Origin of the sequence: Marinobacter salicampi (genome assembly GCF_011074795.1) — a bacterium.
Lineage (GTDB): Bacteria > Pseudomonadota > Gammaproteobacteria > Pseudomonadales > Oleiphilaceae > Marinobacter > Marinobacter salicampi.
Genome location: NZ_JAAMPF010000012.1, coordinates 89,765 through 103,501, shown reverse-complemented (window position 1 = coordinate 103,501; position 13,737 = coordinate 89,765). Strand labels below are relative to the sequence as shown.

Genomic DNA, 13,737 nt, shown 5'->3' with positions numbered 1-13,737 from the left:
CTTAATTGGCCACCACGTTGACCAGCTTGCCGGGAACGACGACCACTTTCCTGACTGTTTTACCCTCGGTAAAGCGGGTAACATTTTCATCTTCGAGGGCCAGGGTCTCAAGGGCTGCTTTGTCTATGTCCGCCGGTACATCGACGCGGGACCGCACCTTACCATTTACCTGGAGAACGACCTGAATCTGGGTGCGTGTCATAGCTGTCTGGTCAGCCTCGGGCCAAGGGGCGTCCACGATTGGTGTGGCATGCCCCAGGCTGTACCAGAGTTTATGGCATATGTGAGGCGTGATGGGGGAGAGCATCAGCACCGCGGTTTCCAGAGCCTCCTGGCGGACAGCCCGGATCTGGGGCTCGTCACCTTCAAGTCGACCCAGTTCGTTAAGCAGCTCCATGACCGCTGCGATGGCGGTATTGAAGGTGAGTCGCCGGCTAACGTCATCGCTCACCTTGGCAATGGTTTCATGGGTCTTGCGTCGGACATTTTTCTGGGCCTCGTTCAGGCTGTCAGGCTGCAGGGCAGGAGGAGGCGTTTCCGACACGTGCTCGCTGACCATCCGCCAAACCCGCTTGAGGAACCTGTGAGCCCCTTCCACGCCGCTGTCGGACCATTCCAGGGACTGCTCGGGAGGTGCTGCAAACATCATGAACAGCCGGACAGTGTCCGCACCGTACTGGTCGATGATCGCCTGGGGGTCGATGCCGTTATTTTTGGACTTGGACATCTTGGTGGTGCCGGCGGGCACCACAGGCTGTTTGTCCACTTTGTGAAGCGCACCTGTCACCTGGCCTTTTTCATTGCGCTCGATCTCAACATCGGCAGGCGACACCCACTGTTTGTTGCCCTTGGCATCTTCACGGTAGAAGGTATCTGCCAGGACCATGCCCTGACAAAGCAGTTTCTTGAACGGCTCGGAGCTGGTGACCAGGCCCACGTCCCGCAGGAGCTTGTGGAAAAAGCGGGCATATAGCAGGTGCAGTATTGCGTGTTCGATGCCGCCTATATATTGATCCACTGGCAGCCAGTAGTTGGCAGCAGCCGGGTCGAGCATGCCTTTGTCATAGCTCGGGCTGCAGAAACGGGCGTAGTACCAGGATGACTCCATGAAGGTGTCAAAGGTGTCGGTTTCCAGGGTGGCCGGCTGTCCCTCGAAGCTGGTCTTTGCCCACTCGGGATCGGCCTTGAGGGGCGACTTTACGCCGTCCATTTCCACGTCTTCCGGCAGGGTTACCGGAAGCTGGTCCTCTGGCACCGGCCGCTCGGTTCCATCGGCCAGGGTCATCATTGGAATGGGTGCGCCCCAGTAGCGCTGACGGGAGACTCCCCAGTCCCGCAGCCGGTAATTGGTCGTCCTTTTACCAATGCCGTTCTGCTCCAGGAATTCGGCGATGTCATCAAACGCCTGGTCGCTGGTCAACCCCGTGTACTTGCCAGACGAAACTAGCACGCCTTTTTCGGTAAACGCTTTTTCGTAGGTGTCGATTTCCCGGTTATCCACCGGTGCGATGACCTGCTTGATGGGGAGCCGGTACTTGAGGGCGAACTCGTGATCGCGCTCGTCATGGGCCGGTACGGCCATCAGGGCACCGGTGCCGTATTCCATGAGCACAAAATTGGCGGCCCAGACCGGAACCAGTTCCTGGGTCAGTGGGTGCACGGCTTTGTAACCGGTATCCACGCCCAGCTTCTCCATGGTCGCCATGTCGGCTTCGGCCACCTTGCTGTTGCGGCAGCTTTCGACAAACTCGGCCACTTCATGGCTGCGTTCAGCCGCTGCCAGGGCCAGGGGGTGCTCTGCCGCCACGGCCATGTAACTGACACCCATCAGTGTGTCCGGTCGGGTCGTGTATACCGTAAGTCCATCGTCGCGATCCTGCAGGCCAAAGGTAAGCTCGGTGCCAACGGATTTGCCGATCCAGTTGCGCTGCATGGTCTTGACCTGTTCCGGCCAGTCTTCCATCTGTTCAAGGTCATTGAGCAGCTCATCTGCATAATCGGTGATGCGGATAAACCATTGGGGAATCTTCTTCTGCTCGACAAGGGCACCGGAACGCCAGCCCCGGCCATCCACTACCTGCTCGTTGGCCAGCACGGTCTGATCCACCGGATCCCAGTTCACGGTCGACATCTTCTTGTAGACCAGGCCTTTCTCATAAAGGCGGGTAAAAAACCATTGCTCCCACCGGTAATAGTCCGGTTTGCAGGTGGCCAGCTCGCGGTTCCAGTCGTAACCGAAGCCCAGTTGCTTGAGCTGGTTCTTCATGTACTCGATGTTGGCATAGGTCCACTTGGCAGGTGCAGACCTGTTGGCGATGGCCGCATTCTCAGCGGGCAGACCAAACGCATCCCAGCCCATCGGTTGCATGACGTTCTTGCCCTGCATGCGCTGGTAGCGTGAGATAACGTCGCCAATGGTATAGTTCCGGACATGGCCCATGTGCAGCTTGCCGCTGGGGTAGGGAAACATGGAAAGACAGTAGTATTTGGGCTTGCCCGGCTCCTCTGTCACGCGAAACGTCTGATTGTCGTCCCAGAACTGTCGGGCGCTCTGCTCAACGTCACGCGGGCTGTAGTGCTCATCCATTCCTGCCATTACCGAATTTACCTGTTGTCAGAAGTGTCTAAAGAGTTGAGAAAGGGCCGGTCATTCTAACGCACCAGGCCCGATACAGGTAGCCTGCAAGGCCGGGCGTCTTATGCCAAACTAAGAGGAGGTCTAACCTGTGTTTTGTGCTCAGCAATTGCCCCAAGGATTTATGATCAGGAGATCAATGCAATGACCGAATCCCGAAACGAATTTTCAGGCCAGGCATTAAAAGTCTATAACCGCATGCTGGAGCGGGTTGAAACACGCTTGCGGGAGTTGGAGCGCACATCAATGGACCAGCTTCGCCGGGAGATCGACAACGCTGTAGAGCATGAGATCGAACTGGGAGAACTGAGCCGGGATGAAATCAGTCTGCTTGCCACTTACCTGAGGCGCGACCTGCAGCACCTGATGAACTACATGGAAGATACCGGCGACAGTGTGGGTGAGTGGCTTCGTCTGGATCTGTCGCTGATTGAGCGTCAGCTATCTGACTTACTGTTCTCGATTGCGGACAAAACCCAGCTGGACAATCTGGAACTGGATCAAAAACTCCACAATGATGAAACCGGGCACTACATCAGCGGCGAAGTGGCGACTGCTGGCGTACTGCGCTGCCTGGCTTGCGGCCATATGCGGTGCCTGACTGAAACCAGCCACATCGAGCCATGCGAAGCCTGCAACTCACATTATTTCGAGCGCATCACAGCCAGGTGGCCCCACGAGGAGGCCTGACATTCGGCTCCCCGAGGGCGGGTCAGCTCTTGGGGATGGTACGTTCACGAACGAACACGATCAGAATCGCTGCCAGCACCAGGGTTGGCCATGAGCCTGACAGCATTACCGGAGTTGCGCCGGAGGTGGTGTAAACCTCGCCCCTTAGCGTAGCGTCGGTGAAGCGCGGGATGGCCTCTGTTAGCTGCCCGCGCTCGTCAATAATGGCTGTAATGCCATTATTGGTTCCCCGTAGCATGTATCTTCCAGTCTCCAGAGCCCTCATCCGTGCCATCTGCAAATGCTGAACGGGACCGATGGAATCCCCGAACCAGCCGTCGTTGCTGATGGTGATAAGCAAATCTGTTCTTGCTGCATAGCTGCTTACAAAGTCCGGATAAGCCACTTCATAGCATATGAAAGGCATCACCCGATGGATTCCGGCAGTCAACGGTGACTGATTCTCAGGCCCTCGGGAAAAATCTGACATGGGCAGATCAAAAAAACCGATCAGTCCCCTTAGCCACTGTTGGAGCGGCACGTATTCCCCAAATGGGACCAGCTTCTGTTTGTGGTATATCCCCTCGCCATTGCCAATAGCCATGATGCTGTTATGGAACGTGGTATCCCCTACGCGTTCACTGAAGCCAAACCAGGGAATGCCTGTGATAAGCGTACTGTCCGGGCCCAGCTCTTCGCGGATCATCTCGATTATGGGGCCGGCCTGATCCTGGGTCAGAGGGATGGCAGTTTCCGGCCAGAGAATGATGTCGCGATGCCAGTCGTCCTGCGTCAGGTCCAGGTAAGTCCGGACCTGTTGTCGCAGGAACTCGGGGTCCCACTTGATCTGCTGGGGAATGTTGCCCTGCATGGCCGCGACTTTCAGGGGTTGATCGGCGAGTTCTGTCCAGTCAACGCGGCTGACGAACGGGCCGCTGAGCCACGGCAGAATCATGACCGCGACTATCAGTCCAGCGGCGGCCTGGCGTTTGTTGCGTATCAGCTGGTAGGCGGCCCAGGCGGCGGCCCCGGTAGCGACAATCCAGAAGGTAAGCCCATAGACCCCGACTATGGGCGCAAAACCGGCCAGCGGCCCGTCTACCTGCCCGGTGCCCAGGTACATCCAGGGAAAGCCTGTCAGCAACCAGCTTCGCAGCCAGTCGCCCAGTACCCAGATCGCGGGAAACAGGATCAACCGGCGAACAGAGCTGTCGCGGGCCAGATGCCCCCAGGCCCAGAATGCCAGTCCATGGAACAACGCCAGGCCGGCGACAAAAAGGAAGGTGAGCACCACGGCAATGGGAATGGAGGTATTGCCATGCTCACTGATGCTGATGTAAACCCAGGACACGCCTGAGCCAAACAGCCCAAGCCCGAACAGCCAGCCGGCCCGGAACAGCTGACGAGGGGGCAGGGGCAGGCAGATCCAGAGGATCAGGACAATGGAAACAGGCGCCAGCCACCACCAGTTGAAAGGCGACAGGGTGAGCGTCTGCAGCCCCCCGGCCAGCAACAGGACTAGAGCGTTCAGCCAACGATTTGGTGGGATAGACGGGCCTTTCTGTTGGTTGTTCCGGTGATCCTTCCGGGTCCTGTTAACGCTAGACGTCACTACGGGTAACCTGGAGCAGGCGTATGACGCGATTGTCCGCGTTCGCGATGGTGAAGTTCAGACCGCCAATATCAACGGATTCACCACGCCTGGGAAGATGCCCGAATTCTTTCAGGACAACCCCGCCGATGGTGTCGAATTCCTCTTCATCCAGTTCTGTTTCAAAGAACTCGTTGAAGTCTTCAATGGTGGTGACTGCCTTCACTGCGAAGCTGCCGTCGCCGCGGGCCTTGATATTGGTCTCTTCGTCGAAGTCGTGTTCGTCTTCAATTTCGCCCACGATCTGCTCGAGTACGTCTTCGATGGTAATGAGGCCGGCCGTACCGCCATATTCATCCACAACGATGGCCATGTGGTTGCGGGTTTCCTTGAATTCTTTGAGCAGCTGGTTCAGCCGCTTGCTTTCCGGAACAAAGGTTGGAGGCCGCAGAATTTCACGAATCCGGTTCCAGTTCAGTTCGTTGTCCAGGGCCAGCGGCAGCAGATCCTTGGCAAGCAGGATACCGATGACATCGTCCTGACTGTCGCCGATAACGGGGAAACGGCTGTGGGCGGACTCCATGATGTCGCCAAGGAACGTTTTCGGATCCTGGGCAGCTTTGACGGTGACCATCTGGGAGCGGGGGATCATGATTTCATCGACGCGCATGTCGATGACCTGCATGGCGCCTTCGATGATGCTCATGGCATCAACATCTATGATGTTCTGGGTCTCGGCATCGCGGAGGATTTCCAGCACGTCCTCGACGGACTCAGGCTCGCTGGAGAAAGCCTGTGATATACGCTCCAGCCAGGACTTGCTGCCCTGACTGCGACTCGACTGGTCGTCGTTCATGAGTCTTGTTCCGTTTCCTCTGATTCGTATGGATTCCCGATTCCCAGCTCCCTAAGCAACCGGATTTCGAGGGATTCCATGATCTCTGCGTCATCATCATTGATATGGTCATAGCCCTGCAGATGCAGCATGCCATGAATAATCATGTGGGCCCAGTGATTGGAGAGGGTTTTGCCCTGCTCCAGGGCCTCATCCCTGACCACCGGTGCGCACACTACCAGGTCACCGGCCAGAGGCAAGGTTATACCGGCTGGGGCTTCAAATGGAAAGGAGAGTACATTGGTGGGTCCGGTCTTGTGGCGGTAAAGGCCGTTTAGTTCGGCACTTTCTTCCCGGCCCACAATCCGCAGGGTAACCTCCGACGGTGTCTTTGATTGCCAGGCCGTCCCGGCCCATCGTTCGAATTCGGCGTCAGTGGGCAGGTCCGGGTCGTCGACTGCCCTCTGGATATCGACAGTAAGGCTCATTGTGCCGTGACCCCGTTCGGGTCGGACGCCTCATAGGCTTCAACAATGCGTTGCACCAGCGGATGACGTACCACATCCCGGGCTTCGAATCGGGTAAAACCAATGCCTGATACCTTCTCGAGAATGCCGGCCGCATGGGCGAGACCTGAATTCTGGCCTCGAGGCAGATCCACCTGTGTGGTGTCGCCAGTGATTACTGCTGTAGAGCCGAAGCCGATCCGGGTCAGGAACATTTTCATCTGTTCACGGGTGGTGTTCTGGCTTTCATCCAGAATGATGAACGAATTGTTCAGGGTGCGCCCCCGCATGAAGGCCAGCGGAGCGATTTCGATGACACTTTTTTCGATCAGCCGGGTCACATGTTCGAACCCCAGCATCTCATAGAGTGCATCGTAGAGCGGCCGCAGATAGGGGTCCACTTTCTGGGCCAGGTCGCCGGGCAAGAAGCCAAGCTTTTCCCCCGCTTCCACGGCGGGCCGGACCAGCAGGATCCGTTTGACCTGCTCATCTTTGAGCGCTTCCACTGCACAGGCGACCGCGAGCCAGGTCTTGCCAGTGCCTGCCGGACCAATACCGAAATTGAGGTCATGGGTACGGATATTGTGGACATAGCGCTGCTGGTTGGCACCCCGGGGTTTGGCCTGCAGTTTGGGCGTCTTGATAACCGTCAGGCTGCCATCGAAAGGCACTTCCTCGGGCAGACGTTCAAACCCGGACTCTCGGATAAACAGATGGACCGTATCCGGAGTAATGTCCTCGGTGGCCTCGGTTTCCCGGTACAGGTGGCGGATAACTTCCACGGCTGCTGCAACGTGTTCAGTCTCACCCTCGACACGGAAATGGTGGCCACGACGCCCTATTCGCACGTCCATGCGCCGCTCTATGTGTTTGAGATGCTCGTCGAACTGGCCGCAGAGTGTAGTCAGCCGGCGTTGGTCGACGGGGTGCAGGTCAAATTGTCTGGCGTCGTTGTTTTTCAATGAGTCCTCTTGAGGTTAGGGCATCTAAGGTTAGGGCAACTGGGTCCGGTCAATGCGATCGGGGACAGGTTCAGTGAAGAAGATTATCGACCGGCACACCCCTAAGAGAATTGGGGAGGGCCTCGCGAATTTCAACATCGATAAAATGGCCGATCACCTCGGGATTATCGGTCCTGAAGTTGACGATGCGGTTGTTTTCGGTGCGGCCAGCGAATTCGCCCGGGTCTTTCTTGGACAGGCCGGTCACCAGTATGCGCTGGGTCGTGCCGACCATTTTGCGGCTGATGTCGTAGGCAAACTGGTTTATACGCTGCTGCAGGATGCTCAGGCGCTGTTTCTTTACTTCCATGGGCGTATCGTCGGGCAGGTCAGCGGCCGGTGTGCCCGGACGAGCGCTGTAAATAAAACTGAAAGACACATCGAAACCGATATCATTGATCAGCTTCATGGTGGCCTCGAAATCTTTATCCGTCTCGCCCGGGAAGCCGATGATGAAGTCTGAGGAAAAACTGATATCCGGGCGGATCTTGCGCAGGCGCCGCAGTTTCGATTTGTACTCGAGCGCGGTATGGCCCCGTTTCATCAGTGCCAGGATACGGTCTGAACCGCTTTGGACCGGCAGGTGCAGGTGACTGACCAGTTCCGGCACCTGCTCATAGACGTCAATCAGCGCGTCGGTAAACTCCACCGGATGCGAGGTGGTGTACCGGATGCGGTCGATGCCCTCGATAGTGGCGATCATTGAGATCAGCTCCGCCATATCCATGGTGTCACCGTCGTGGGTCTCACCCTGGTAGGCGTTCACATTTTGGCCCAACAGGTTCACTTCACGGACGCCCTGGCCGGCCAGGTGGGCCACCTCTGCAATGACATCGTCCACTGGACGACTGACTTCCTCGCCGCGGGTATAAGGCACCACGCAAAAGGTGCAGTATTTGCTGCAGCCTTCCATGATGGAAACGAAAGCAGAGGGGCCGTCAGCACCGGGGGCGGGCAGGTTATCGAATTTCTCGATCTCCGGGAAACTGACATCCACCACGCCGACGCCACCCTTGGCGCGTACTTCGGTAATCATGTCCGGCAATCGATGCAGCGTCTGGGGGCCGAAAACCATGTCGACATAGGGAGCCCGGTCGATAATTGCCTGACCTTCCTGGCTGGCGACACAGCCTCCCACCCCGATGATCAGCTCTGGCTTACGGGTTTTCAGACCTTTCCAGCGCCCGAGTTGATGAAAGACCTTCTCCTGCGCCTTCTCACGGATAGAACACGTGTTCAGCAACAGAATGTCCGCATCCTGTTCGGAATCGGTCATTTCGACCGCTTCACCAACCTGCAGAAGATCTGCCATGCGTGACGAGTCATACTCGTTCATCTGGCAGCCATGGGTCTTAATAAACAGCTTTTTGGCCATGAGTCTCAAATATCGATCGATGGGTGTCAGGTGGCGGGCGCAAATGGCACGCAACCCTGAAAGAACTGGCCATTATAACGATCTGATCAATCCGCAACCAGCCTTGCGTCAGCAATTGTGGGGAACGGTCGGGAACTGACGGGCCTGCGGGACGCCTCCCTGGTCTTGCGGTAGCGCTCTTCATTGCGGCGCCAGGCAGCTTCGACACCGAACCTGTCGGCCGGGTAAAGGCCAATCCCGCCCGGACCCTGGCTGTGCAGCTCGGCAGCGGTCACTTCCCAGCGGTTCAGGTCGGCAACCGCCGTTTTCAGAATGGGGTCGGACAATTCTCTGGCGAGCCGCCATTGTCCACCATCAGACCCATGGCGAACAGTCGTCCAGCAGACAGCCGGGGAGAAGGGCAGACCATCGGCACTGTCGTGTACCAGAAGCAGGTTGCCGTTCCGAACCAGTTGCACGATGGCGTCGGCGTCGTGACCAGCCAACTGATGCGGCTGAACAAGGGAAGACGGCTGCTGGCTCAGCAGGCGCCGTACCTTGGGGGCCGCGAAAAAAGAATGTTCAATGCGGATGAGGTCGTAAGCGGTCAAATCCACTGACCTGATGAGCTTCATGGTCGTCGCCACTCCTTGCTGACGCTTCAGCTGCCTGATGCTAACGCGGGCCGCTCTGGCCACCGGCAGCTCTGCTATTCCTTGGTTTCCAGGTAGCGCTGAAGTTGTTCCCGCAGTGCCTTGGGCAAACGCGTGATGGTCAGCGCATCCGTTTCGCGATCGTAATAGATAGCCTGATTCACAAGATCGGACGAAAAGGACACACTCATGCCTCCTCCTGAACCGGCGATCCTGACCAGCTTTTTCACCTTGCGGTGGTCCGGGTGGAGCACGGTATTCTCAGGCAGATCCTGGGATTCTGCAGCAAACTGCTTGAATCGCTCCGGGCGGTCCTCGTCCAGATAGCCTGACAGTGCTTCCACCGCCACGGGTTCGCCCAGGGCATGCTGCTCCTTGCAGAATTCGTAGGCTCGCGTGCGTACCTTGCCGGCGTCCTCGGGGACTTCCGACTGCCGGGCAAAGGCCTCCACCGCATCCAGAAAGGTCAGGGTTTCCTTTTCCACATCGACCTGATTGGTGAATCCGGCCAGTTTTATGAAAAGGTCGCCGATCTCACCGGTACCCCGGGCATGCACCAGCGTGAGATAAGTATCGGCGGCGGCGGGCTGTTGCCAGTCGTCAAGCTCGATCCGTAAAGCAAGGTTGAGCCGGGACAGGCTCAGGACATCGGTCGCATCCAGGGTCTGGGCTGAGTCAAAACGCATGGCGCTGTCGATTTCAACCACAAGAAGATAGATCACATCGCTATCGGCTAACGCCTCATGGACCAGCATCAGGTGGCCCTGATGCTCTTCCTGGCTGCTATCCAGCAAACTCTGCCACTGGCTGAACAGTCGATCGGTCAAGGACGCGAAGGACTGCTTGTCCTCCAGGTAGTCCTTGAGCCAGGCGCTGAATGGGCACTCGCCAATGTCCTCCGAAAAACGCCCGTATTTCTTGCCGGGCTTGGCATTGAACAGGCGCTTCATCTGCTTGTGCAGCGCTTCGTAATCCCCTCCCGGCTCTTTCAGCGCGGGGCCGGGCCGGGTCCGGGCGGGTTGGCCGGGCTGAAGCTGGCTGGCAAAGACTGTACGCAGTTGTTTAATGGCCATGGGTTAAAGTCGCTTGCCCCGTGAAAGAGTCTGGACAAACTCGTGAGCGAGGGCGGCAACATCCTGCCCTTCGACTGCCTCGGCAGAAGCTGTGGCCACATCCGAGCCAATATTCACTGCAATGGCTATAAGCCCATGAGCCATCAGAAGCTGGGCTGTCCTGCGCCGATCATCCGGTGTGCCGACATTGGTTTCGGTAAGCACCACGGAGGTCTTGCCAAGATCGAACAAGGTCCGTTCGATGGCGTAGGCGAGTTCTTCTGCCGTGGGGCCGGTACAGCCGATGATCATGGGCTTCTGTGCCAGTCGCCGGCTACGCTCGTCGCTGGACACCGGCTCCAGAACTTCCCTGCTGCCATCGGCCAGGCCGCTGATCATGCCAGCGCCGACGGTAACGTTGGTCAGCCGGTCAATCACGATAAAACCACCGGTCGCCCGGTTGCGAGGGTAGGCATCAAACGCCAGGGGCTGGCTGAGGGTCAGTTCGCAAAGTCCGATCTCGTTGAGCTCCAGGGACGTCACATCACTTTGTTGCTCCAGTGTGTTGACGTCTGTGCGATGGGCAATCCGGCGAACCGAGCCTGAAGTAAAGGTCGGGCCCAGCTTGATGTCGTATAAACGCCCGGTCTCCAGGGCCTGGTCTGTCATCCAGACAAGGTTGGCGTTAAAGCGGTTGCTGACCAGAGGTTCATCCTCCGGCTTGACCAGCATGTCGCCGCGGCTGATGTCGATTTCGTCGTTCAGGGTCAGTGTGACCGCCTGGTCGATGTACGCTTCCTCCAGTTTGCCGTCAAACGTGACAATCTCCTTCACCGTCGTGGTCTTGCGGGAAGGCAGCGCCATTACGGTTTCGCCTGGCCGGATAACCCCGGACGCCACGGTACCGCAGAAACCCCGGAAGTTGAGATTGGGGCGGTTGACATACTGGATCGGGAAACGGAAATGCTCCAGGTTCTTGTCCCGGGACACCTCCACGGTTTCCAGGATCTCCATCATGGGCTGGCCGGTAAACCACGGCGTGTGCTCACTGCGGGACACCACATTGTCCCCTTCCAGCGCGGAGATCGGCACGAAGCGCACATCCTTCAGGCCCAGCCTGGTGGCAAACGCAAGGTAGTCCTGCTTGATCTCCTCGAAGCGGGCTTCACTGAAATCCACCAGATCCATCTTGTTGATGGCCACCACAATGTGGCGGATACCGAGCAGCGAGGCTATGAAGGAATGCCGACGGGTCTGGGTCAGCACACCATGACGGGCATCAATCATCATGATGGCCAGCTGGGCCGTGGAGGCGCCGGTGGCCATGTTGCGGGTGTACTGCTCGTGGCCCGGTGTGTCGGCAATGATGAACTTGCGCTTGTCGGTGGAGAAGTACCGATAGGCCACATCGATGGTAATGCCCTGTTCCCGCTCGGCCTGAAGACCGTCGACCAGCAGTGCCAGGTCGAGCTTCTCGCCCGTGGTCCCGACTTTGGCACTGTCGGTCTTGAGGCTGGCCATATGATCTTCGTAGATCATCTTGGTATCATGGAGCAGGCGGCCGATAAGGGTGCTTTTGCCATCATCGACACTTCCGCAGGTCAGAAGACGCAACAGCTCCTTGTCTTCATGCTGTTTCAGGTAGGCGCTAATATCTTCGGCAATCAGGTCAGACTGGTGAGACATGATAGAAATCCTGTAAGAACGGCAGCTGCTGTTTAGAAATAACCTTCGCGTTTTTTCTGCTCCATGGAGCCTGCGGAATCATGGTCGATGACGCGACCCTGACGCTCGGAGCTCTTGGCCAGCAACATTTCCTGGATGATGTCAGGCAGGGTATCCGCCTCGGACTCGATGGCGCCTGTTAACGGATAGCAGCCCAGCGTCCGGAAACGGACCGATTTCATCAACGGTTTCTCGCCTTCCTTCAAGGGCATGCGCTCGTCATCCACCATGATCAGCGTGCCATCCCGCTCGACCACCGGGCGCTTTGCAGAGTAATACAGCGGGACGATCTCGATATTTTCAAGGTAGATGTACTGCCAGATATCCAGTTCTGTCCAGTTCGACAGGGGAAAGACCCGGATGCTCTCACCCTTGTTGATCTTGCCGTTGAAGGTATTCCAGAGTTCCGGGCGCTGGTTCTTGGGGTCCCAGCGGTGGTATTCATCACGAAAGGAATAAACCCGCTCTTTGGCCCTGGACTTTTCTTCATCACGACGGGCGCCCCCAAAGGCCGCATCAAACTTGTAGTGATTCAGGGCCTGTTTGAGTGACTGGGTTTTCATGACATCGGTGTGCTTGGCACTGCCGTGGCTAAACGGCCCCACGCCCTGGTCAACGCCTTCCTGATTGATGTGTACCAGGAGGTCCAGATCGAACTTCTTTGCCTGCATGTCGCGGAAGCGGATCATTTTCTGAAATTTCCAGGTGGTATCCACATGGAGCAGTGGGAAAGGCAGCTTGCCAGGGAAAAAAGCCTTTCGCGCAAGGTGCAGCATCACCGAAGAATCTTTGCCGACGGAATAGAGCATGACGGGGTTGTCAAACTCCGCCGCTACTTCCCGGATGATGTGGATGCTTTCCGCTTCCAGCTGTTTGAGATGCGTCAGGTTGTAGGTGGTCATCGTATGCTCTTACCGCTTGCCGGGGCACAGGGTGGGTCTCAGGCCTGGTAAACATTGGGTGTATCGTTCCGGACCGGACATTTTAGGCGGTCACTATACCAGAGGCAGGGAGTGCATAAGAAGTGAGCCCGCTAGAGTTTCCGGGCATAAGAATATAGCCCGGGGCTCAGAAAGTGCTGGTGAGTTGGCGGCTTACGAACTGGCTGACATAGTCATGACCATTGCCTTCAAATCGGCTGAATCGGATGCCGATGTGGAAGGTGTCTTTCGAAACCCGACGCAGGTGGACCACCAGGCCTTCCGCGGCTACCTGAACGTTCTGGGCGGCAACCACAGGTACGGAAAAGCGGGTAATGACTTCAACCCACTCCCCCGGAGCCGGCGATCTCAGACCGGGGACCAGATCGCCTACCAGCTTGCTGTCACAGGCGACCATCATGCCGGCGCGGGAGATGTTGGTGCACTGACACTTTACCGTGGTGCCGTCGGGCCGGGATACGGCTATCTCCAGCGAGGCGTCAACGCGCTGCTGGTCCCGGAGGTTTGGCTTTGAGGATACTGACTTCATGGGGCCCCGTAGTGATCCTGTCGACTCATTTGTCTGGTTTGATGCCTGCCGGCTGGCTTCGGTCAGCGCTTGGGCTATTGGTACCAGGCCTGCAACGGCATGCATGTTCTTGTTATTGGAAACGAGCTTTGGCATTGGAACCCACTACCTGAGACGTTCGCTAAGGTCGCCTGACACGTTATCGGTGACAGCCCGGATCTGATGCGCACGGTCTGTTTCCGCTTAAAGTGTAGCATCGGTTTTCAG

The 13,737-nt window shown here is 57.4% G+C and carries 12 protein-coding genes; 1 reads left to right on the top strand and 11 read right to left on the bottom strand.

The features are described 5' to 3' along the window. Position 1 precedes the first annotated feature (1 nt). Positions 2–2,587, bottom strand: a complete 2,586-nt coding sequence (gene leuS, locus G7W63_RS05205; protein ID WP_166255071.1) for a leucine--tRNA ligase — start codon at positions 2,585–2,587, stop codon at positions 2–4. A 192-nt stretch (positions 2,588–2,779) separates the two neighbouring features. On the opposite strand from leuS, the gene G7W63_RS05200 reads away from it, so the two are divergent. Further along, entirely contained in the window at positions 2,780–3,325 is a 546-nt protein-coding gene (locus tag G7W63_RS05200) for a zinc ribbon-containing protein (protein WP_166254142.1), read from the top strand. 22 nt (positions 3,326–3,347) lie between these two features. Here the strand turns inward: G7W63_RS05200 and lnt are convergent, their stop codons facing one another. The 10 genes from lnt to G7W63_RS05150 all read right to left on the bottom strand — a co-directional run bounded on the left by lnt (position 3,348) and on the right by G7W63_RS05150 (position 13,626). Continuing rightward, positions 3,348–4,853, bottom strand: a complete 1,506-nt coding sequence (lnt, locus tag G7W63_RS05195; RefSeq protein WP_242634338.1) for an apolipoprotein N-acyltransferase — start codon at positions 4,851–4,853, stop codon at positions 3,348–3,350. A gap of 52 nt (positions 4,854–4,905) precedes the next feature. After that, positions 4,906–5,751: an HlyC/CorC family transporter gene (locus G7W63_RS05190; protein WP_166254136.1), complete on the bottom strand. Its 846-nt coding sequence runs from the start codon at positions 5,749–5,751 to the stop codon at positions 4,906–4,908. After that, on the bottom strand, positions 5,748–6,218 hold the full coding sequence (ybeY, locus tag G7W63_RS05185) for an rRNA maturation RNase YbeY (RefSeq protein ID WP_166254133.1): 471 nt from the start codon (positions 6,216–6,218) through the stop codon (positions 5,748–5,750). The genes G7W63_RS05190 and ybeY overlap by 4 nt, the downstream gene beginning before the upstream one ends. Beyond that, positions 6,215–7,198, bottom strand: a complete 984-nt coding sequence (locus tag G7W63_RS05180; RefSeq protein ID WP_166254130.1) for a PhoH family protein — start codon at positions 7,196–7,198, stop codon at positions 6,215–6,217. Before G7W63_RS05180 ends, ybeY begins: the two co-directional genes overlap by 4 nt. Positions 7,199–7,268: 70 nt before the next feature. Beyond that, entirely contained in the window at positions 7,269–8,612 is a 1,344-nt protein-coding gene (gene miaB / locus G7W63_RS05175; RefSeq protein ID WP_166254127.1) for a tRNA (N6-isopentenyl adenosine(37)-C2)-methylthiotransferase MiaB, read from the bottom strand. 86 nt (positions 8,613–8,698) lie between these two features. Next, on the bottom strand, positions 8,699–9,226 hold the full coding sequence (locus G7W63_RS05170; protein WP_166254124.1) for a hypothetical protein: 528 nt from the start codon (positions 9,224–9,226) through the stop codon (positions 8,699–8,701). A gap of 74 nt (positions 9,227–9,300) precedes the next feature. Continuing rightward, entirely contained in the window at positions 9,301–10,317 is a 1,017-nt protein-coding gene (locus G7W63_RS05165) for a nucleoid-associated protein (protein WP_166254121.1), read from the bottom strand. 3 nt (positions 10,318–10,320) lie between these two features. Further along, positions 10,321–11,982 carry a sulfate adenylyltransferase subunit CysN gene (gene cysN, locus G7W63_RS05160; RefSeq protein WP_166254118.1) on the bottom strand — a complete coding sequence of 554 codons (1,662 nt, stop codon included), beginning with the start codon at positions 11,980–11,982 and terminating at the stop codon, positions 10,321–10,323. A 32-nt stretch (positions 11,983–12,014) separates the two neighbouring features. Next, positions 12,015–12,923 carry a sulfate adenylyltransferase subunit CysD gene (gene cysD / locus G7W63_RS05155; RefSeq protein ID WP_166254115.1) on the bottom strand — a complete coding sequence of 303 codons (909 nt, stop codon included), beginning with the start codon at positions 12,921–12,923 and terminating at the stop codon, positions 12,015–12,017. A gap of 166 nt (positions 12,924–13,089) precedes the next feature. Then, positions 13,090–13,626, bottom strand: coding sequence for a PilZ domain-containing protein (locus tag G7W63_RS05150; RefSeq protein ID WP_242634321.1), 537 nt, complete (start codon positions 13,624–13,626; stop codon positions 13,090–13,092). Positions 13,627–13,737: the final 111 nt, after the last annotated feature.

Coding starts and splice junctions, on each gene's coding strand:
- G7W63_RS05165 (WP_166254121.1), bottom strand. CDS start 10,317: ATGGCCATTAAACAACTGCGTACAGTCTTTGCCAGCCAGCTTCAGCCC.
- G7W63_RS05150 (WP_242634321.1), bottom strand. CDS start 13,626: ATGCCAAAGCTCGTTTCCAATAACAAGAACATGCATGCCGTTGCAGGC.
- cysN (WP_166254118.1), bottom strand. CDS start 11,982: ATGTCTCACCAGTCTGACCTGATTGCCGAAGATATTAGCGCCTACCTG.
- G7W63_RS05190 (WP_166254136.1), bottom strand. CDS start 5,751: ATGAACGACGACCAGTCGAGTCGCAGTCAGGGCAGCAAGTCCTGGCTG.
- ybeY (WP_166254133.1), bottom strand. CDS start 6,218: ATGAGCCTTACTGTCGATATCCAGAGGGCAGTCGACGACCCGGACCTG.
- miaB (WP_166254127.1), bottom strand. CDS start 8,612: ATGGCCAAAAAGCTGTTTATTAAGACCCATGGCTGCCAGATGAACGAG.
- leuS (WP_166255071.1), bottom strand. CDS start 2,587: ATGGATGAGCACTACAGCCCGCGTGACGTTGAGCAGAGCGCCCGACAG.
- G7W63_RS05200 (WP_166254142.1), top strand. CDS start 2,780: ATGACCGAATCCCGAAACGAATTTTCAGGCCAGGCATTAAAAGTCTAT.
- G7W63_RS05170 (WP_166254124.1), bottom strand. CDS start 9,226: ATGAAGCTCATCAGGTCAGTGGATTTGACCGCTTACGACCTCATCCGC.
- cysD (WP_166254115.1), bottom strand. CDS start 12,923: ATGACCACCTACAACCTGACGCATCTCAAACAGCTGGAAGCGGAAAGC.